Genomic DNA, 20,564 nt, shown 5'->3' with positions numbered 1-20,564 from the left:
CTTATTGAGCACTAGGGATGTTAACTGAATAACATTATTTTAAATAATGGTATTATTCTCGACTGCCCCCTCAATTAAGGCAAATCAATAATAAATCCAATACCTTTATTTTCTAATCCATCAGTGACTTTTAATGTTGCACCTATTTTTGATGCCAGATTATGGGCAATAGATAATCCTAAACCGCTTCCTGTTTCTAATGTTCCGGGCACACGATAAAAACGAGAAAATAGATGTGTACGACTCTCTTCTGGAATACCGCGTCCATTATCTTGAATTGTAATGGTGGCCCCAAAAGGGGTGAGATCTGTCAGTGTCACTTTTATTTTGGCTTTTTCTGGAGAATATTTAATCGCATTTTCGATTAAATTAGTGAACACATTACTCAGCGCCAGCTTATCGGTTTCGACATAAAAAGAATCTGGGCTGGATAATTCCACATCAATATGTTTATTGAGAGCATAAGGAATATGGGATGAAATGAGATTACCGATTAACATCGGTAAATCAATTTGCTCTTTACGAATGGCAAAATCTTCCGCTTCCAAACGTGCGAGATCAATTAATTGATGAGATAAAGAGGCGGCTCGCGTTAGTGTCTCTTTCATATCATTAATAATCTCGGCTTTTTCTTTTGGATTATCGATATGCATTAACAAATGTAATTGTGCGGTCACCGCTGCAATCGGAGTCCGCAATTCATGAGCCGCATCTGCCATAAAACGTTTTTCTCGCAAATTCGCGGCATCAACTCGCGCCATTAATTGGTTAATGGCAGAAATAATGGGGCGAGTTTCTTTATACATATCTTTGGTATCAATCGGCGTTAAATTTCCCGGCTGACGCGATGAAATAACTTTAGCGACTTGCTTAATTGGACGAATACTAAAATAGGCAGTGATCAAAATAGCGATTAACATTATACCCAAGATAAAGGCGAGAGGAATGGCAGTGCCTTCCGCTGGGTTACCGATTAACTTTCGTCGTTCAAGATACGATTCTGCAATCACAACTTCGAGGGTATGGTCATCATCCCATGCCGAAGTGAAATGCCAATCTTTATGTTGGGCAGTTAGCTTCTCGACAGATTTTAGTGATGGGTCCGAAATTTTTTCACTATTGCGATATAACACATGCCCCCGATTATCCCGCACCACCATATAAGGCTTATAGCTAGTTTCGATGCCGTTTTCCATGGCATCGGTATACATTTTTTGTAGGATAACGGCGAGTTTATCGAAATATTCTGGGGTGCCTGAAACGGTCCCTAGCGTACGAGCAATACCCTGTGTGACAATCTGCTGTTGTTGGTTAAATTCATCATCATCGACCAAATCAGGTAGATAAAAAAATTGCAGCCAACCCACTAGCAGCAGCCATAAAAAGATGACTGCGCCAATCTGAATACCAAATGTGTAGACAAGAAAGGATTTAATCTTCACCAGATTGCGCTTCTTTTTTTAGTAAATAACCGATGCCACGGATAGTAATAATTCTGTCTTTACCAATTTTGCGGCGTAAATTATGAATGTGGACTTCAAGGGAGTTACTTTCCACATCATCCAAGCCAAATAAACGTTGCTCTAAATCTGTTTTTCGCACGACATTGTCGGCATTTTTAATTAACTCGTATAGCAACAGATATTCTTTACCGGAGAGTAATAATAATTGACCATCCAAGGTGACTTGGTGGTTTAACGGATTTAATTGCAGATTATCCAATTGCCAAATTTCAGATGAAAACCCGGCCATACGGCGGCTAATAGCCTTTACACGAGAAATTAACTCTGGCATCTCAAAGGGTTTTGTTAAGAAGTCATCAGCACCAGAATCTAAACTCGCCACTAAATTATCCATTTTATTGCGGGCGGTAAGAATAATAATCGGTATCGATTCTCCAGATTGACGCCATGAAATTAATTCATCTTGACCATCACCATCAGGTAATCCCAAGTCTAAAAGCATGACATCAAAATTGTGTGTCTGTAATTGCTGCTTAGCATCCGATAATAATCTAACCCAGCAAGGATTAAATCCGGCTAATTCCAGTCCACGACATAACGCTTTGCCAAGCTGAAGATCGTCTTCTACCAATAAAATATTCATATTTATTCCCTCTGCTGCGGAGTATAAGCAGACTCAGCTCACCCAGCAACTAGGATATTTATTCCCTTAAGCATCCCTTAAGGTTGGTTTAACCAAATATTAAGGTACGAAAATGCAAAAGCACTAATATACCCTCAACAACCATAACAAGAGCATTCATCATGAAACAAGCGTATATTGAAGTGCCTCTATTTATCGGGATCATTTTTATTGCCATGCTATTTATGGGGGAGAGTTTCAATAAGCCACAATTGACGTTGAATACGACGAAATTAAATGAAGTTCAGCGATGCACTGATGCGAAAACTTGCTTAATAGAGGCTCGGGTACTTGAAGTGAGCAAAACGAAACGTAATCCGGTGAATGAGTTTAAATCGTATCTTCGTCAGAGACTTTATTAATATTCTTTCGTAAGTGGCGGAATAGTGAATTGTGGCGCTATCGGCTTTTATACGCAGAAGCGTATAAGCGATAGGCAGGAACACATTGGAAGTGATTCAGATTAACTTCAAAGAATAACGAATTAAGAAATGGAAGATGGATATTACCTTCCATTTCTCTGCTAATCATCTAGTTATTTAGTCATCGGTATTTGCTTCAGGTAGCCAGCCGTCATCCATCCAAATTTCTTCTAAGATCTCTTCAATGCGTAATTTGTCACCCGCAATCTTCGTTCCTGAAATATTAATCGCCTGCTGAGAGCTAAAGCCTACTCGAGTGACCATATCAGGGTACTGTGACTGTAGCTTGCGTAAAATCTCAGACTCTAAAGCTTGTAAAACCAAGCTACTTGGTTTTTGCGGTGAATTCTTATCAAATAACACTTCGATGCGTAACATAATAGCCTCTACTAAAGACTGTATTAATATACAGTATTTTTAGATCTATATGGGGATATTGTCAATATCCCGCATTGAATATTTTTTTATTGTGTCAGTCGGCTAACTCTTTTTATTTCGGCAAGTTATTCCGATAAAGGGTGTTTACCCTTTAAAAGAAGCTGGCAGAGATATTAATGCACAACCCTAAAATTGCCATATTAAAGACAAACGAAATAACGGATTGAAGCAATACCGCGCGACGCATAGGGGTTGAGGCAACTTCCACATCTGCTGTTTGTGAGGCGACAGCAATGGTGAATGAGAAATACATAAAATCCGAATAGCTCGGCTGGGTGATTTTATCGGGGAAAATTAACCACGGTTTTTCATTTTCACTATTGCCGTAATAGAGATGGGCATAGTGCATGGTAAAGCCCGTGGGTAAGAGCAGCCAAGAGGATATCAATGTCGAGGCTGTTAAAATATAGGAGTAAATTTTATCGGCTTTCGGGATATCACTGTGCCCACCCAAGGCAAAAAATAAGACTAATAAACTGACGCAGCAGCCTGACATTAAGAAAAATATTACCATGCTTGCGCTTTCATCTTCGATTTTCGTCAGCTTGCGAATGTCTTTCACATTGTGGCTAATAATTCTCTGGAACAGAAACAGTAAATAGCACCACGCAAATGCGTTCCAACTGATAATTAAGTTAATAATCAGACTTTGTGTTTTAAATAAAGCGAAGAAAGTGATGAAAGCAACAATAAGCGAGACCAAAAAACGCGGCCGAGAATGAAATGCATGACGTAGCTGGTGGGTGATGCGAGCAGCACAGCGAAGCATGGGGTATTCCTTGAATTTAATAATCGGGTGTTTTTCCTAAAGTAAATTGAGTATATCACTGGTAAAAAGGATGCACTAATTACTGCGTTTCAAGGAATGAAATGAAACAGTTTTATTTATGTTTGCTGCTGTGTTTTTCAGCGCCGTTATATGCAAATGACCCGTTATATTCAAATGAACGGTGTGAAGAGGCCGCTGACTTTTCTACCGCTGAAGCAGGTTTTCACTTTAGTTCCGCGATAGTTAAGGATAAAGCCTATTTTTATTCTGCACCGGATAAACAGTGCCAGCTATCCACGTTTATTATTCCGGGTGATAAAGTTGAGGTATTTCGAGAAATCAATGAATTAAATGGTGAGCAATATTTCTATATTCGTTATCGAGACAAGAATAATCAATTTGTTACAGGTTGGGTGCCTGCAAAATCATTTGTACCTATAGAAAATAAAGTCACGGCAACGAATGAGTGTTTGGAGATTAAAAAGGGAGGCTATCCGCTGACGCTTCCGGCTAAGAATAACCATTATCAAGTCGTTGGCGATGGAAAAGCGTATTTTTATTCTGCACCGAATGACACATGTTTAGTCGAGGATGTTTTCGTGATTGCTGGCGACCAAGTGTCTGGTCAAATGGAAGTAGAAGGGGAGTTTGTTCTTGTCAATTACTATACGGTATCGGGTGATATAGTTAGGGGATGGCTGAGAAAAGACCAGCTATGGCAACTGCATCATGGGGATAGTTATCGCAATGATGTGAATCCTTCTGAATTAGACTTAGCAACCCGAGTGATTTCATTATGGTTGAGTACAGAAGATAGATGCCTGTTTTATGAGGGAATTAATAGCGCGGATTTCATGAGATTGCTAGTGCGTGAAGATCACCAATCTGTAGGGTGTCGAGGCGCAGGAGATCCCCTGACCACCCCAGTTATTGCGTATTTTGATATCGATAAAATCACGGGAGAAGTTGATTTTGATGGCATAAATAGCGACCGATAAGAAAGGGAATATTTGCAAGAAATATCGGTATGAGGGTAAGGGAAAATAAGCACAATTTAAATGACAGAGATTTGTTGTTAATGCGACATTCGCCAATTTCGGGAAATGCAGTGCCTACGTCGGCATTTTGGCGTTGGTTATTTCGGACATACGGCAGGCTCCTTCATATCAACCGGTTCGTTAATGGGGTAATCATCAGAACCATAGCTTTTACAAGATGTGGTCACTTTAACTTGGTTGCAAGGCAAAAAATGTACAGCTAAGCCGCAGGCCGTTTTACTGTCATATTCTGGGATCGGCACACTGACTTCATGTTGGGTACTGTAGCGTTCTAGTTCCGCCTCCCACCGCTTATAGGCTTCTACTTGACTAAATTTAGGCATTGGCGACAGTTTACTTTTATCCAAACTTTCCCATTTTATTCTGGCGTGAAGACCGGGAGCCCATTTAGCGGGGAGTAGAACGCAGCATTGAACGCCACCGACGCTGGCACTTGAGCCATTCACCGAAAATGAAGTAATACTGCCTTGTGTATGGTTAAAGCCACTTAAACCCGCTGCCATGGGCTGGTTTTTGCGATCAGCGAGAGAGCAACCCGATAGTATTAAAACCAGCGCATATAGAATGGTGGTAATCGTTCCGTGTAGGACAAATGAACGAAAGTGATTTATTTCGGGCATTCGGCAGGCTCCTCTTTATGGCTTGTTTGTACTGCTTCTGAGCATAATCTCTTGTCAGGTTGACATGTATTCAATAAATAGAAGTAACGTATCTGAGTAACGCGTTATCAAGGGGAAAATAGATTAATATTACGCTTTCGTTCTAAATATATAATCCCAAAATCTGACGGAAACACCATAATTGATGCGAGGGTTACGATGGTGTAATTCATGATGGTGGCGAAGGGTGTTAATAATTGCCAGCTTAGAATGATGAATTAAATAATGAATACCAATATAACTATAATAACCAAAGCAAAAACCAATAAAAATAATGCTACCTAACCCGATATTATTACTGATAATAGCACATAAGCCCCAAATAATGGCGAGGAGCGAGGTGCTGACTAAAGGGGTTGTTCCTATCCATGCTTTCGGTTTTACATGGTGTCTTGCGTGATCTCTTTTATAGTAAAAATGGAAGCCATGGCGATGAATAATATATTCCATCAGCGTCCAAATACACCATCCCAACATAAAATAGAGCAACCAAGATAATTGAGCACTTTCACGAAAAAGTGCCACAGTAAATGCCACAATCACGTAAATAGGAACAACAATAAAATCAGCCATATATTGCGTTCGAGTTAAATTCCATTTCATTAAAAAACATCCTTTGTTATTTGTAGAGAATCGCTATTCATAGAAAATTGACACTCATAAAAAGTGCAGTTCCATTCAATTGATAGTAATCAATTTTGAGGAAGAGCTAGGGGAAACTCCTCATTCAAATGTAGAATTCAGAGCAGAAATTGCATTAAGACTTATCTTGTCTTATCAACGCATAGCGATTGAGTAGCTGTTTAAAATGGTTATCAATCCGTTGGTATTCAGACTCAGGGACGGAGCCTTGGGTTTGAAGTTGCTCAAGGCGGCGTAATTCTTCTTCTAACGGAACGCTTTGATTAAAGTGCTGGCGGGCATTGAAAATCACGGTTTTTAATTCAGACCCCGTGATATAGCTGCGCGGTTTACCATCAAGGCTATCTAAGCGTGTACTGAGATTGTTTAACTCCGTCATCCCCTCAGACCATTGTTGTAATTTATCGCTAGATAACGCATTAATTTGCATATTTTGCTGCCATTTATCATTAAATGTGCTGACTTCTTGCCGTTCACCATATTGCTTCGTGAGGTAACTGACCATATTTAATCCATACTGCTGAGACCAAATAGGGGAGACGGACTCTAATTCCACGAGGTAGTTATCGATTATCTTGAGTTTTTCTGGAGAAAAACTATTGGGTTGCGCGGCATTAGGCTGTAATTGTTGCTCAAGTATTGAAGCAATATTCGGCGTAAAGTCAGGGAGCTGTGGGAGAGCTTGCGCTAAAACGTGGTTATTGATTTGTGGGTGTAAGACATACAAGGTGCCTGCACACAGCGCGCCTGTGAGCACAATACCGAAAGCCAGACCCACACAAATGCCTTTGCGGTAAGAAGGCTGGGTTGGTGTCGGTGCGCTGATGGTGGCATTGGCTTTGATGGAAATTGGCGTTGCGGCGGTACGGGCATGAAATGACGATGGCGAGGTTTTTGGCAATTGCAGCGGCGTTGGTGGAATAAAACCACTATCAGGAACATCGGTATTTTCGAGCTGCTTGGCTTGGGTGGTGAGCAAGTTTTGCAGTCGTTCCAGCTGAGTAAGGTGTTTGAGCTCTAATGTTTGCAGTAACTGTCCGATTTGGTTGAGCGTCGCTTCAGTTTGATACAGTGCTGGCAGGTCTGCATAAACAGGCGCATGGGCGCGTAGCCCCGTCATCAATTGTTGGCTCAGCGTCGCGAGAATTTCAACCCGGGCATGGGTCTGTTGTGGCCATAATCCTTGCCAGTGGCGGCTCAGTAAATGTTGGAGTAACGATAAGCCTTCGTTTAATCCCGCGATGCCATTTTGATGCTGGCGGATCAGGGTAAACCATGCGCAAGTTTGTAAATCAGCGCCGTTTTGGTTGAATAAGGACAAACAAAGTCCGTGGGCACGCGCCCAATCTACATCAGGGCGGGCAGGGTGAAAGCGTTTATTTAATTCTTCTTTGAGCGCGGCAAAATCAGCCAGCGTGCGCGGGTCGCCACCAAGGCGCAATGTGTTTAAATCTGGGTTCATAGTCTTCTCACGCTGTCGTCGGTTTAAATCGTATCGAATTGTTTTTTTAGATGATGGACGAGAATGCGCCCATCAGGCATAAACTCAGTGCCATAGCGGATCAAACCTTGCTCATGTAATTCAACCTCAAGGGCGTAATGGAGTGCCCCAAAGCTGTTTTGCGGTAATAACACTAAAGAGAGTGATTTGATGCGAGGCTCATACTTGAGTAACGTTGCCGATAAAATGGTCATCATATTGTGAGCGGTGCCGGGGAGACCTTGGATCATTTTACTCATATCAGGTAGCCCGTAGTCGGGAAGGTGCTCGATACTGCCCGCTCTGGCGTTGAGAATGCGGCGAATATTGTCCATCACAGACACCATCACTTGGTCATGTTCTGGAATCGCATCAATATCCAATCCACCCGCAAAATACCCCGTCAACATTTCATATAATGAAGGCTGGGACATGCTATTTTTCTCCAAGTGGTTTTAAGGTCATGGCGTTATCCGCGAGGGTGAGTAAACGTGGGTCATCCGGTAGTAACCGTTTTATTGGGATCACGACGCGCCAGTCATCGGTGATAAGGTCAGGGTGATGGAACATCACCGCAACGGCAACAAATTCAGCGCCTTCTTTAAGGGGCATATCGAGGGAAATCGATTCACCTGGGCGAATGCGTAAATCTTTTTGTTCCACGAGAGAAGATTTTAGTACTTGGCTATCTTTGGCAAATAACGACGCGTAATCACTCTCATCAAAGCTTTCCGTATCTTTTAATTGATATACACGAATGATGGTGGACAGCGATGCGCCTGTGTCATCGGTATTGAGCGCTTCACGCGCTACAAAATCAAGATGGACGACTTTCACTTGCTTATAAAATATCGCGTTTGCTGCATTGCGAGTGCCATCGCTGACCATTTGAGTGAGTCCGCATCCAGCGAGGTTTAAAGCAGTCAGAAGCACCAATGTTTTGCCGCAAAATGGCAATAAAGGGATGTGTTTCATAGGGGAGTCCCAGAATTAGAATCGATAATTAGCGTAATGTGAGGGCGGCGTAGAGTGTGATGTTGCCGATAATCGCTGATAGCGCCCTAAATTTAAGGTAATAATGTGTTCTTGGTGAGGGGCATTAGGGGGTAATGCGCCCATCGCGGCGGTACGTCCCAATTGAACACCTTGGTGAGATTGGGTGCTTAACGTTGCGTTCGGGAGCAACTTTCTGGGTAATTTGAGACAAAGACGGGCATTGACTCTTGACCCTAGGTAAACATGCAACAGTGCCATTAAATCTTGATACAGTTGTCCGTCAGGCAGCCAATTGCGGGCTTCATCAAAGTTATCTGTCTGTAAGGTAATCAAAATTTGGCTGTTTACATCGGTAGAATACTGACCTAAAACGGGTTTGTTGGTTAAGGTCATTGGTGTTCTGCACGATAGCCCAGTTTGAGTTATTTGTTCGATACGCCGCGGATCATGGGGTTTGATTTTTACGTGAGTATCAGGTGCGAGTAATTTAACAAGAGATGCAACTCCTTCTGCGGTGCGCGTTGGAAAACGCAATGTACCCAGTAAGGCTAGAAAGCGGGATAAAGGCGCTTGTACATGTTGGGCAGTGCCGGGGATCCCTAAGCCAATCAGTCCATACAAATACTGGGAAGTTTCATCTTCGCCACCTGCGGAAAAGGTCGCTGGATAGGAGTATTTTCGCCAAATACGGTAAAACTGCGTCGTGAGCCGATGGTTAAAAATATCCAGAAAATCCGTGAGCGATTCGGTTCCTTCCCGTTGTTGTGCGATGTCATCGAGGTAGGCGGTGGGTAATGGTGATGTGACGCCATATAACCCTAAAAAGGTGGTTCGAATACTGGGCGTATTGCTATCTCGGTAGCGGTCTTCAATATCGATGCCTTTAATTTCGGTAACAGGGAAACCCATCCCTCGATGGGGACGAAACCGGATAACATCCGTTTTTGGGTCTTGGGTGCTACCCAGCGGTGGGCGCTGTTTATTACTCTGTTCTAGTAGCTGGCAAAACCGATAGAAGTTAACCCGTGGTAGACGCTCCCCTAGCGCATCAAAAAGTTGATTTACTGAGGATGGTTCTCTGTCCATGTGAGGCTATTTCCTGTTGGTAAAATATGGAGAGTCAATTGGTTAAATAGATGCACATCGGTATAAAGTGCAAAAAAGCGGTTGAGCATTTCACCAAAGAGATGAATATCACCTTCACCGTTAAATCCGTTGCTATCAAGGGTAACATCGATGGCAATACCGCGCTGTAAAAAGCCTTTTTCGAAGCGCTCGATAAGGTGCTGCTCAACGTGGATCATGGCATCGAGCTTGCGACTGTTTAAATCATCTTCTCGCCAGTCATAGAGCGCCAATGTGCCGCGTAACACTTCCACGTTGTCCATCATATTAAGAAAGCTAGCGCCAAGGTGGCTGAGAACGCGCCAATGGAATCGGTCTTCAGCTGGGGGATAGCATGGCAGGGTTGGCTTACATAAATTGCGGACCTGCAACGGGATTTGTTTTGTTTCTTCGGTTCTGTCGAGCAATGTACTTTGCAGCGCTTTGCGCGGAAGCTGCCCGTTAGTGCCGGTTAATTGCAAAGATAAGGTTTCACTTTCCAGAGCGGCGGTTGGCTGTTCGCGTTCTCCCCCTAAAATCAGCCATGTATCATGCAAGCCACTGACACCACGTTTAACGCGAGTGTGGTAGTAGTGTTCTGGTGCATTGCGGCGCAACATACCGCCTCGATGGCGAAAGCTACTGAATGGAACATAGTGAATGTGTTCACCTCGCCTTGTGCCATGAACCGTATCAACAGCGTAAATTTCAGTGTGCCCATCTTGCAGGCGGCGGGGACGCAGTAAATATTCACTTTCTAACCCGTTAACGGTGAGCGGGTCAGCTTCAATATTGAATAAGTTGATCACCGGCACGCTGTGCAGTTTTAGGTTATCGCGACTTAATGGAATGTCGCTATCCCACAGGGTATCGAGCACAATTTCCAGCTCAAAGTGACTTAGTCCTTCGGGTAATTGAATCTCTTCAAGCCCGTTTAAGTTGACGAAGAAAAACTTTTCGCGAAAAGAAAAATACTCCAGCAATAACTGGTAGCCACTAAAAGTGCTATCGCCTTTAGGCCACAGTTGATCTTCTTCAGCAAATCCGCCGGGAGAAAACCACAGCGGTAAACGAACGCGGTCAGGGGACGATGGTAAGCGAATATAGGTTACCGCGACGTGTTTGGTGAGTGCTAGATGCAGGGCGTAAGTGGTCGGGACGTCACCCGCTAAATAGAAGGAAATAGCACCAAGAGGGCTCTGTTTCCAATCGACCAGTTTTGCACAATCGAAGCGTAATCGGATCACGGAACGTCCGTCAGGCTCAGTGGTTAAATTCACTGTGGATAGCGCAATGGGGTTTAAGGTTAAATCCCGTGTGGTACGGTAACGACAAACGGTTTTCTTCTCGCCAATCGGGCGTGAAAGCACTTCAAAATTGGCTGGGATCACCGACGATAATTTCATATCGTGAATATCTGGTGCGAGTTCAACCACGGACAGGGAAGGGATGGTTTGTAAGTAATGAGGCCAAAGTAGGCTGACCAATCCTTCTGTTAATTCAGGTAAATCATCATCAATTTTTTGGCGCAGTTGACCCATCGAAAAGGCAAAACCTTCAAATAGTCGCTCAACAAAAGGGTCGGGAATGCCTGCTTTATCTAAATCTAATAGTGCTGCCCGGTCGGGGTGAGCTTGGGCGAACTCTTTCGCAGCTTCGCGCAGATAGCGCATTTCTGCATCATAATAGCGAAGGGTTAAATCATCCATTCGTATCACTCTCACTGATTAATTTAAGGGTAGAGTACTAGCGCTCGGACAGGATCTAAGCGAGTCAATTGAGCCAATAATTCAGACATTTGGTGATGTAACTCGGCCTTATCCGGTGTGTTACGTTGCGCTTTGCTGCGCAGAAGTTGTAATTGGCGGGCTTTGACTTCAAACAGGGAATGCGGTTCCCAATCAGCCAGCTGCATGTGCTCAGCGCGATTATCTAATTCGCGCAATAAGTTCAGCGCCAAATCATGACGGGCGAACTGCTCTGCCACTCTTGCCATCACCAACTGCAATAGCCATTTTTGGCGGGTGGTCTGAATATTCGGACGAGACATTAACCAGGCTAATGCGGCCTCGATACCTTCAGTATCGGCTTGCGTTAATGCTTCTTGCTCTAAGGCGAATATCGAGCTGTTGTCATCGTCATCCGTGCCTTGAACTGGCATATGGTGCAGAGACTGAATGTTATCTTCCAGAATCTGTTGTTTGATCCACGCAAGGGTCACTTCATCAGCAAAGGGAGTGCCATCTTCCCATGCGAGATTTTCTAACCCCGGTAGACGCAGTAAAAATTGTTTTAAATCAGAGGCAATAACGTCCGCCCAACCGTCCCAAGGCGCAGGAGATTTACTGAGAGCTTGGTGTAAGTACCATTGAACATCTAACCAAAGATGGTTAACCCCTTCGGCGAATAGGCGGTCGGCTTGTTCTGTGAGTTCTAACCAATTTTGTTGCAGATATAAACGTTTTAACTGGGCTTTCGCATCCGAGCGCGGTGGGGCTAAACGTGTGCAACCCTGCTGATTTTGCGGTGGCGATTGGTGCAGGGTATCCCAACGGACGGATGTCATCAGTCGATGACCCGACAGCCAGCCGTTGGGTTGATTACGTAGATAATTGGCAAGCACTTTGGCTTGGTCGAGCAGCTCACGACCCGATTGGATGGGGGCGATAGGGCTGATACCTGAGACTGTTTGCTTTGTCGCGACGTTTTCAGACGCTTTGATATTTTGCGGAACGACGCTATCCGCCCCACCGGATTGGGCGAGCCGGTTCTCTAAAGCACGTAAGAGGGGGGCAAGGTTAGGGCGGCTGGCTTCATCCCACGTATGAAACTCATCCACGATCGCGCTAAGTAGCGCCACAATGCGGGAGAATTCGTTGCTATCCACCTCAGGGTAGAGGGATAAACTGTCGATGACACGTTGACCCGCGAGCCATTCGATGGCGGATTTTCGGCTATTTGGACGCGTAGGCAATAGGCTGTCATGGTAGCGATGCAGTAACCCTGCGAGTAGGCCAAGCCCATCGGCGAATCCTGTTTCCCCTTCACGATGCAAACGCGCCCAAATATAGTAAGTGATAACTCGCGCATCTTTGCAGACGTTGGTCAGTAGGTTTTCGGCAAGAGCGTAAATCAACTCAGTGTCTGACCCCGAGAGTTTGTTGACTTCTTCTTTCATGCGTTCGAAGTCATCATCATAACCGGGGTCATCCCCCATTGGATTTTCGGCGGTAATGGGCAGTAGCCAGCGCTCCCATAGTGCTACTTGTTGCTCAACAATCTGGTTAGCGGCAAGCGGATTTCCAGTAAAGCAAGCGGTGCGCAAGGCAGTTAATAAAGGCATAGGTGATGTCCTATCGATGTAAATGCGTAACTAGTGAGAGGTCGAGTTGGAAAGCAGACTCTCTTTTTTAGGGATTTGAGCCAGAATATGGTTAAGAATGGTGGTGCTATCGTTACCCATTAACACTGTTTTACGATGGGTGATTTTGCGATTGACTTCAGAAGTAATAATGTGCAATTTAAATGAGTTATCATTATCTTTAAAAACAGTGACGCAATTGAGCGGTACTAAATAGGTTTTAGAATATAAATTGGGTGTGAGAATCAGATTATCTTGGTCAACACCAATCAGAATACGGTTTTTTAATCGTCTTAAATTGCATAATGTAATGATGCCTACCACACATAAAACCCAACCGATCCCTAAGCCTAGAAATGCAACAATCCCCCCTATAAACAGGTATAAAATAGCGAGCGTTTCTAATTGAGTTTTTTTAAAGAAAATGTACAGATTGGCTTGTGAACCTGTGAATTCCGTTAAACTTCGGTTAATTCGATTTTCATAGGCATATAAATAACCCGTTAAGAAAATTAAGCTCAGCGGAACCATCACGATGGCACTGATAATGGCGATGGTTAATCCAATTTTAGGATGTGAATCTAAAATAAATAAGCTGGCAATTTGGGCAGCAATCGCTGCCATAAATGGATAATGAACCCAATTAAGGACATCTAGAAGCTGGCGCTCATCGTAGGAGAGATGCCACTGTGAATTCATTAAATCAACAATATACCAAACCGATGCGATAACTAAGCAGTTAATGAGCAGTCCAATATAAATAACAGCGTTAAATTTTTTCATTAATAAGTCCATTTAGTTAATCCAAAAAGATTTTTTCAGGTAGAACGAAATTGTAAAGCTTTAATAGTTTCGTGATTTTTAATGAAATAAATAAATAAAAGTCATTCAATGGCTACTGGACGCTTTTCTACATTACTATTCGGAATATTCGCGACTATTTTTTCGAGAACTTCAGAGAAATCCTCGCCCGCTAATAAATCTTTTTTTATGGTGAATTTTTTATTTAATTCAGGTAGTGAAACCGATAACTCAAGCGTGCTAAAGCCATTTTCAATAACAGATACGGCACTCAGCGGAATAAGGTAAGTATTTGCGTAAGCATTTGGGGTAAGAATTAAATTATCGTTGTATAACCCGATAATAAACTTGTTATTTAACCTAATGGCGTTACATAAGCGTACAATTCCTACGATTAAAAGTAACCCACCCAAATTAAAACCAATGAATAGGCAAATGATGCCTGCGACAATCATGAAAACAGACGTTGCTTTTATTTGATTGGTTCTAAATAAAATACGAATATCTGGGTCTTGGGTGTTGTTATATAGCGTAAGTGCTCGATTGACCCTGTTTTCATAGCTATATAGATAACCCACAATAAAAACAAAGCTCAATGGAAGCATGATAATGGCACTTAATATTGAGAGTGTTAAACCTAGTTTGGGAAATTTAAATAAGATTAATACACTGAAGACTTGAACAATAATAGCGATACTGAATGGTTGTAGTAATGCACTAAGAATACTTATAGTTTCACGTTCTGCATAAGAAAGCCCCGTGCCATACATATCACTATGAGTAGGAAAAAGAGCAGAAAATTGCCAGATAAAAAGAACGAATAAGACGTTCAAAAAAAGCCCAAACCACAGTGTAACGCTTAGATATTTCATATTAAACATGTCCTTTGTTTTAATCCAAAAAGATTTTTTCAGGTAGAACGAAATTGCGCAGTTTTAATAGCGCCAGCGGGCCTTGACCCATTTCGGTGCGCAGTTGGTAATTCAGCGATATGCCATCCGGTGTTACCCACGAAACGGTATAGCTGCTGGTGCTACCCGCATAAGGCGCGACGTTGGCAGTTTCGAGTAAACGGATGAGACCCCAAACACCACGATAATCGCCATAGAGTCGGGTACCTGAAGACGTGGTCATCCAGGTTAATGATGCGCCAGACGCGATGGTATCGGCAGGCCAAACAAAACGTTGCCATTCGGGGAATTGGTTATCGTAAGTGAGATTTTGTTTATCGATCACCAATATAGTTTGCATCACGTTTTTACTGGTGCCCGGACGCATTTCAAAATAGAGGCGTGCTTCTCCGTTCGCAAAAGCCACATCGCCTAATTCTGTCAGGGTATTTAGCGCGGTTAAAAAGGCGGGGTTAAAGCGTAAGCCTTGGGCATTAGTACTATTGGGTACCCAGCGGTTGCCTTCTTTGCGTAGAACACCCTGTAGGCGAGTATCTAAGAAGCGCTGAATGCGGCCATTATCGGGGCGCAGATATTGCGCCATCAACGGTAAGGAGATATCACTTTGGGTATTTTTCAGAGGATAGCGTCCACCGAAAGCGTTATTCCACTCACTGACAATGGCATTTTGCCATTCGCTATTAATGCCTTGTGCTGTTGGCGTGAGTAATTGTTGCCACGCTTGGGTCATCGGCTCCACTAACAACGCATCTCCAAAGCGTTGCCATTCTTGCCCAAAACTGGCAGCAATCAAGCTGCCCATATCCCGCGCTTCGGCGAAATCGACATTTTTACCTTCTAAAATACTTTGTGCGAAGGATTGAGACATTGCTTGCGGATCTGGCGCATTAACTACTTGCTGAAGTTTTAATCGCACGCGGGTTATGCGGGTAAGATAGGCTTGCAGGCTGAGGTTATCGCTTGCTTGCGTGGTGGCTTGCGGATCCACGAAATTCAGAACAGGGGCGAAGGTATCTTCAAGTGGGCCCGTAAAGTCGGCTTTCTGGCTAATAACGGGTTTCTGTTCTTTATTGAGCAGGTCTTTCGCGGAGTTCATAAAGGAGTCGGCGAGCTTTTCTTGCTGACGTCCGGTTTTCCCTTGGTAAGCCACGGTATTCATCAACGCAATGACGGGTGACTGGCGCACATCACTCATCAAGGATAACTGGTCGATAGTATCGGACAAACTTTCAGTATGACGCCATTGCAGGCTATTGAGGAAGTTTAACCAGCTATCAGAAAAGTCAGCAAAATAGCGTTCGGTGAGCTGCTGCTTGAGCGCATCAGGCGAAATATCTTGGCTAAGATCATGCTGGCTATCACTCAATACCCAATCAATTTCATTACGGCGGGATTCAACGACTTTTTTGATGGCGGGTTGAATAGATTCTTCCCACGCTTTGCGGGTAAAAATCCCAGAGACAAACTCATCGGTGGTGAATAAAAAGCTGGCATCGGTATCGCCAGTCATATCATCTAATGTCATATCCGGGAACTGATGCTGCGCTTGTAGTAACACTTCTTGATACAGCGTGGCACTTTCGCTACGTTGACCAATTTGTCGAATGAGTAAAGTACGGCTTTGATTAATCAGGTTATTGTTGGTAGTTAATTGCCATTCAGGGTGCTTCGGTAGCTGCTGGGCATAGAACATGAGTAATTCTTTACCGAGGGTTTGCCATTCGCCTTCGTTCATTCCTTGCGGAACGGGGAGGGTCGTGAGCACGCTGTCAGTAAAGAAGGTGGGCTCCATACGCTCTGGCACGGTCATCATTAAATAGGTTTTTAGGCTTTGATACGCCCCTTGGGTGGCTTGACGGCGGTCATCACTGTTAGGGGATAGCTGAGCATACGCCTGTAATTGTTGAGCCAATTGTTGAGCGATGGTATCACGCAAAGGCGGTAATACCGTTTGTTGGTACAGTGGCCATAAATGGGCTAATAGTGGCTGATTACTGTTTAGCCCAAAATGGAGCCAGAAAGGCACCGAAGTTTGTTCTCGGTGATTGAGTAAGCCTAGGGTTTGCTGAAAATCATACTGAGCTTTGAGGCGCTCAGTTTCCGGTAATTGGCTGTTAGCGGCGACGCTCGCGCTTTGGTAGCTCTCTTCAATAAGCTGGCGATTGGCGAAGTAAGAGACAATCATACCTGCGCCCCACAAAGTCATGGCGGTAGCGGCACCGTATTGAACGAGACGTTTTTTGTCAAAGCCTAAAGAGGCAGGCTGTAAACCGGATTCCAGTTCAGATTGCACATTCAACCAGCTTTTCCAGCGGGTATCAGGGTGCCAACTATTTGGTAAACGTTGCTGATTTAACGGATTGATAGAAGGGCTAAATGCGATGCCGGAAAAAGGCAGCGTACGTAATTGGGTATTGAGTGGGGCTAATGCGGTAGCGAGCTGTTGGCTGCCACCGTTTTGTAGAAATTGGGCTAAAGCAAGCAGATAGGTGTGTTTCTGTTCACGCAATAACGCTTGGGTTCCGTTGATAACGAGCGCGGGGATCAGGCTTAATAAGCTAGGCGATAGCGCCTCGGCTGGCATATTTTGCTCTGTCATGCAGAGAATAGAGGGCGTTTCAACAGCGCTGAGGGATTGTTGGTCACTGACACTCCATACCCAAACCGGTGCACGCCAACCTAATTCTTGGAAGAGGTTTTGGATTGCACGCCCTGCATTGTGGGCTGTTGCGGTATTGAGGTTAGTGAACGTGACGTTGTTGTCTAAAAGCTGGGATGAAATACTGTTTTCAGTCACCCAAATCACACCATCAAGCGGACGACGTCGGCGTAGGTGTTTGAGGGTTGCTAGCCGCTCAGAGTCTATAGAACTGCCGATATCGCCACCGTAGATAAGCAGGGTACCATCACACTCTTGCCAGATTTCTTGGGTCAGGCTAGGGGCAAGTTTTTCGACGGCGGAGTGGGAGCCAAGGAGGAGTTGAATGGAGACTTTGGAATGCCAGAAAGTGCCGTATTGGGATTTTAGGGTTTGTTTTATAGGTAAAGATAGTAACTCTGTTTGATATTTTCCGGATAGGTTTTCTCCGAGTTGTCCCTCATTTAAGTCATAAGTATCTTTTTTTATCCTAAACTTGATAACTTTATTTCTAATTTTTTTAATTAATTTAACTATCCCAATAAATAATATGGATAATGAAATAATATATAATGACGCATTGGCTTTGTTGCTTGGTTCTATAGCGTAACTTCCGCTCCAAAACCAAGTAAATAATAAAGACACAAGTGCAAAGATAATGGTTATGTAAAATAACATTCTAGGGGTCTCTATATTTTAAATTGCTAATTAATGGTTTTTATTGGAAATGATTCTGGCTTTATGCATGTTTTCTGTATTTAGAATTAATTGTGGTAAGTCGCTTTTTTGAGCTTGCTCTAATGCTAAGCTGATTAAAAGTAATTCTGATAACTCACTGGTTTCACCGAATACGGCATTAGCATTAATCAATTTTGGTTGAGGTGATATACCTAGAGTGCTTAATTTTTCTAATATTTGACTAAGTTCAAAACCATCTATATTGCTATACCAAATGTTCTCTATTGCATAAGGTATATTCCCACCGAAAGATAAAACGTTCTCTATACAGCAATCTAGAATGTTTTCGGGAGATTGGTGAATATTAACGCCATGATTTTTTGAGTTAGATAACAATTCAAGTAAGACAACAGCTTCTGAGTAGTAGCTTGTTTCTGTATTAATTTGCATTCCTAATAAAAATATAGGGGGGTGAGCTAGGAAGTTGGCTTGTTCATTCATAAAGGTACTTAATTTATTTGGAGGTAAAAATTGAATTTGATTTGAGATGTTTTTACTTGAGGTTTCATTTGTTTTTTCAATTAAATATTTTTTTGATGATTCATTGATATTATCTAAAATTACAAATCTAGTTTGTTTGTTTGACGCTATCTTTGATATTGATTCGGTATTACTTAATAAAAAATGGTCAAGAATTCCAGTGAATCTTTCTGTGCTATTTTTTGACGTTAATATGGGGATGTTAGCGTTTTTTGTTATGGATTTGTCTTCTTTTTCTGTTTGTTTTAAAAGATTTTTATCAGTTAACGCAAAAAGACTATTCCCCTGATTTCCTAGAGCCGTCATTGTAAAAACCAAATGTCCATTAATAACCCTTCTTTTTAGTTTTATTTTTTCTTTCATTACATTATCGCGTTCTAAATTCCATCGATTAATGTAACTAATTTTTTGAATATGTATTAAGTAAGAAAATAAAAAAATACTAATAGAGGAAGCAAGAGATATGGAGAAAATAAAAATCAATCTATTACTACTTTCAAAGATAGAAAAATAAAATAAAACAATGCATACAATTAATCCGATAGATAAAGAAATAATGATAGCATGAAATAAATTGAACTTATTTGGAGTTGACATTAATGGGGGAAGGGTTGCATCTGGCTGTATCATGTTTTATCCAATTGAAATATTTGGTAAAGAAGTAATCAATAAACATCCGCATGAAAGTCTGTGTCCATGAAAAGCAATTGCTTGCCCCTGGTCATTGATTTTGTCACTTCCTTCGGCGATCTGATTAGTGCCGTGTTTGGGACATGAGGCTGTATCTCCAACTCGCGCCACACCCTTGCCGTGTATGTGTATTCTACTTGAAGCGGATAAAACGCGACCATCAGATGACGTTCTATCACCGAGTCGAATGATTCCTTTCATAAATATTTTCTCTTGGTTACATGTAGATGTTAATTAGGATAGCCTTACCGTTTCAATCGATTTTTTGCGACCGCAGTACTTTCTGCGTAGCGCCAAAAAAGCAGGTACCGCCAATGCCATTTCATATCAACACTGTGGCAATCAAATTGGTATGGGTCATTGTCTTCAATCTGACAGTCGGCTTCGACCTCTGGTGTCCATTGGGGAATTTTACTGGTTTGAAATGAAAGCCAGCGGGCAGGGGCTTGCAGTATATGCAGAGGAAAAAGCAGAATCGACCCAATACGACCTACTCGCATATTGAGCATGCGGAAACCAAGCCCTAACGACTCTTTTTGCTCGTTGCTGGGTAAAAACCAATGAGAAATCTCAGCGACCTCTTTCACCCCTTTCTTATCTTCCATATAACGGCGAACAAACTCCCAAAAGCGCAGCACTTCCTCTTTATAGAGAGAGCACATACTGACGGTAAATGTATCAACCACCCGTAACTTTTCATCATCGAGGATGTGACCACACAGGTACCACATTTTAGGGCTGAGACCATTGGGTTTTTCTTGTCGTAAGGTAAAATAGATATTTTGCCAAGGGATAGTTTGCACCGCGCCATTAGTGCGAAAAAGGTGAACAAGCTGTTTTTTACGATTAAAACGGATAGGGTAGTGTGTATAAATAAACCATTCAATTTTGAGTACATAAAGCGCAATTAATATGAATGGAACAGAAATTGAAATCTTAAACCAATCTAAATTCAGAGGAAAAAAAATAGCATTAACGGTGAAATAAGTCGCTAAGGCAAGATAAATCAAAACAACAAAAGAAACAAATCCCCTATCTTTATAGTGAACATCAGTCACTTCTAAAAAAGTGGAGTTTAATTTGATGAGAGATAAGTCACTTGTTAAATCCTGTTGTGTAATGTGTTCGATATGCTGACCTTGACGTAAATGGTTTGCCAAGTCATCACTGTCTAAAAAACGATTAATCGAAAAGCGAACTAATGTTTCTTTAATTTTTTTCATGATAGGTTT

At 42.6% G+C, this 20,564-nt stretch carries 20 protein-coding genes; 2 read left to right on the top strand and 18 right to left on the bottom strand.

Going from position 1 to position 20,564, the window contains the following annotated elements:
• Positions 1 to 74 precede the first annotated feature (74 nt).
• Positions 75 to 1,442, bottom strand: coding sequence for a sensor histidine kinase (locus tag LDO73_RS10975; RefSeq protein ID WP_224057910.1), 1,368 nt, complete (start codon positions 1,440 to 1,442; stop codon positions 75 to 77).
• Positions 1,432 to 2,106, bottom strand: coding sequence for a response regulator (locus tag LDO73_RS10970; protein ID WP_224057909.1), 675 nt, complete (start codon positions 2,104 to 2,106; stop codon positions 1,432 to 1,434). Before LDO73_RS10970 ends, LDO73_RS10975 begins: the two co-directional genes overlap by 11 nt.
• Positions 2,107 to 2,267: 161 nt before the next feature.
• On the opposite strand from LDO73_RS10970, the gene LDO73_RS10965 reads away from it, so the two are divergent.
• The gene (locus LDO73_RS10965) at positions 2,268 to 2,507 is read left to right on the top strand and encodes a hypothetical protein (protein ID WP_224057908.1); all 240 of its coding nucleotides are present in this window, start codon (positions 2,268 to 2,270) and stop codon (positions 2,505 to 2,507) included.
• Positions 2,508 to 2,684: 177 nt separating this feature from the next.
• On the opposite strand, the gene LDO73_RS10960 is transcribed toward LDO73_RS10965, so the two are convergent.
• Together LDO73_RS10960 and LDO73_RS10955 are read right to left on the bottom strand one after the other, a co-directional pair.
• A complete protein-coding gene (locus LDO73_RS10960) occupies positions 2,685 to 2,945 on the bottom strand; it encodes a DinI-like family protein (protein ID WP_224057907.1) in 261 nt (86 codons plus the stop codon).
• A 151-nt stretch (positions 2,946 to 3,096) separates the two neighbouring features.
• The gene (locus tag LDO73_RS10955; protein ID WP_224057906.1) at positions 3,097 to 3,774 is read right to left on the bottom strand and encodes a DUF1345 domain-containing protein; all 678 of its coding nucleotides are present in this window, start codon (positions 3,772 to 3,774) and stop codon (positions 3,097 to 3,099) included.
• Between the two features lie 101 nt (positions 3,775 to 3,875).
• Between LDO73_RS10955 and LDO73_RS10950 the strand changes: the two genes are divergently transcribed.
• Entirely contained in the window at positions 3,876 to 4,772 is an 897-nt protein-coding gene (locus LDO73_RS10950) for a hypothetical protein (protein ID WP_224057905.1), read from the top strand.
• Between the two features lie 137 nt (positions 4,773 to 4,909).
• On the opposite strand, the gene LDO73_RS10945 is transcribed toward LDO73_RS10950, so the two are convergent.
• The 14 genes from LDO73_RS10945 to LDO73_RS10880 all read right to left on the bottom strand — a co-directional run bounded on the left by LDO73_RS10945 (position 4,910) and on the right by LDO73_RS10880 (position 20,555).
• Positions 4,910 to 5,452, bottom strand: a complete 543-nt coding sequence (locus LDO73_RS10945; RefSeq protein ID WP_224057904.1) for a DUF3304 domain-containing protein — start codon at positions 5,450 to 5,452, stop codon at positions 4,910 to 4,912.
• Positions 5,453 to 5,581: 129 nt separating this feature from the next.
• Positions 5,582 to 6,094 carry a sterol desaturase family protein gene (locus tag LDO73_RS10940; RefSeq protein WP_224057903.1) on the bottom strand — a complete coding sequence of 171 codons (513 nt, stop codon included), beginning with the start codon at positions 6,092 to 6,094 and terminating at the stop codon, positions 5,582 to 5,584.
• A 154-nt stretch (positions 6,095 to 6,248) separates the two neighbouring features.
• The gene (locus LDO73_RS10935; protein WP_224057902.1) at positions 6,249 to 7,595 is read right to left on the bottom strand and encodes a VasL domain-containing protein; all 1,347 of its coding nucleotides are present in this window, start codon (positions 7,593 to 7,595) and stop codon (positions 6,249 to 6,251) included.
• Positions 7,596 to 7,618: 23 nt separating this feature from the next.
• The gene (tssE, locus tag LDO73_RS10930) at positions 7,619 to 8,047 is read right to left on the bottom strand and encodes a type VI secretion system baseplate subunit TssE (RefSeq protein ID WP_004912512.1); all 429 of its coding nucleotides are present in this window, start codon (positions 8,045 to 8,047) and stop codon (positions 7,619 to 7,621) included.
• Position 8,048: 1 nt separating this feature from the next.
• Entirely contained in the window at positions 8,049 to 8,588 is a 540-nt protein-coding gene (gene tssJ / locus LDO73_RS10925) for a type VI secretion system lipoprotein TssJ (protein WP_224057901.1), read from the bottom strand.
• A 15-nt stretch (positions 8,589 to 8,603) separates the two neighbouring features.
• On the bottom strand, positions 8,604 to 9,695 hold the full coding sequence (gene tssG, locus LDO73_RS10920) for a type VI secretion system baseplate subunit TssG (protein ID WP_224057900.1): 1,092 nt from the start codon (positions 9,693 to 9,695) through the stop codon (positions 8,604 to 8,606).
• A complete protein-coding gene (gene tssF, locus LDO73_RS10915; RefSeq protein WP_224057899.1) occupies positions 9,671 to 11,422 on the bottom strand; it encodes a type VI secretion system baseplate subunit TssF in 1,752 nt (583 codons plus the stop codon). Before tssF ends, tssG begins: the two co-directional genes overlap by 25 nt.
• Positions 11,423 to 11,445: 23 nt before the next feature.
• Positions 11,446 to 13,056, bottom strand: coding sequence for a type VI secretion system protein TssA (tssA, locus tag LDO73_RS10910; RefSeq protein ID WP_224057898.1), 1,611 nt, complete (start codon positions 13,054 to 13,056; stop codon positions 11,446 to 11,448).
• A 30-nt stretch (positions 13,057 to 13,086) separates the two neighbouring features.
• Positions 13,087 to 13,857 (bottom strand): hypothetical protein, encoded by a 771-nt coding sequence (locus LDO73_RS10905; RefSeq protein ID WP_224057897.1) that lies wholly within the window; start codon positions 13,855 to 13,857, stop codon positions 13,087 to 13,089.
• A gap of 101 nt (positions 13,858 to 13,958) precedes the next feature.
• On the bottom strand, positions 13,959 to 14,747 hold the full coding sequence (locus LDO73_RS10900; RefSeq protein ID WP_224057896.1) for a hypothetical protein: 789 nt from the start codon (positions 14,745 to 14,747) through the stop codon (positions 13,959 to 13,961).
• A 19-nt stretch (positions 14,748 to 14,766) separates the two neighbouring features.
• Entirely contained in the window at positions 14,767 to 18,102 is a 3,336-nt protein-coding gene (locus tag LDO73_RS10895; RefSeq protein WP_224057895.1) for an ImcF-related family protein, read from the bottom strand.
• A 30-nt stretch (positions 18,103 to 18,132) separates the two neighbouring features.
• The gene (locus LDO73_RS10890) at positions 18,133 to 19,272 is read right to left on the bottom strand and encodes a hypothetical protein (protein ID WP_224057894.1); all 1,140 of its coding nucleotides are present in this window, start codon (positions 19,270 to 19,272) and stop codon (positions 18,133 to 18,135) included.
• A gap of 3 nt (positions 19,273 to 19,275) precedes the next feature.
• Complete coding sequence (locus LDO73_RS10885; protein ID WP_006662454.1) at positions 19,276 to 19,533, bottom strand: PAAR domain-containing protein; 258 nt, start codon at positions 19,531 to 19,533, stop codon at positions 19,276 to 19,278.
• 44 nt (positions 19,534 to 19,577) lie between these two features.
• Positions 19,578 to 20,555 (bottom strand): DUF6708 domain-containing protein, encoded by a 978-nt coding sequence (locus LDO73_RS10880; RefSeq protein ID WP_224057893.1) that lies wholly within the window; start codon positions 20,553 to 20,555, stop codon positions 19,578 to 19,580.
• Between the last annotated feature and the right edge of the window lie 9 nt (positions 20,556 to 20,564).

Source organism: Providencia alcalifaciens (assembly GCF_915403165.1).
GTDB classification, from domain to species: domain Bacteria; phylum Pseudomonadota; class Gammaproteobacteria; order Enterobacterales; family Enterobacteriaceae; genus Providencia; species Providencia alcalifaciens_C.
The sequence above is the reverse complement of the archived record's forward strand: the minus strand, read 5'-3'. Positions and strand labels throughout refer to the sequence as shown.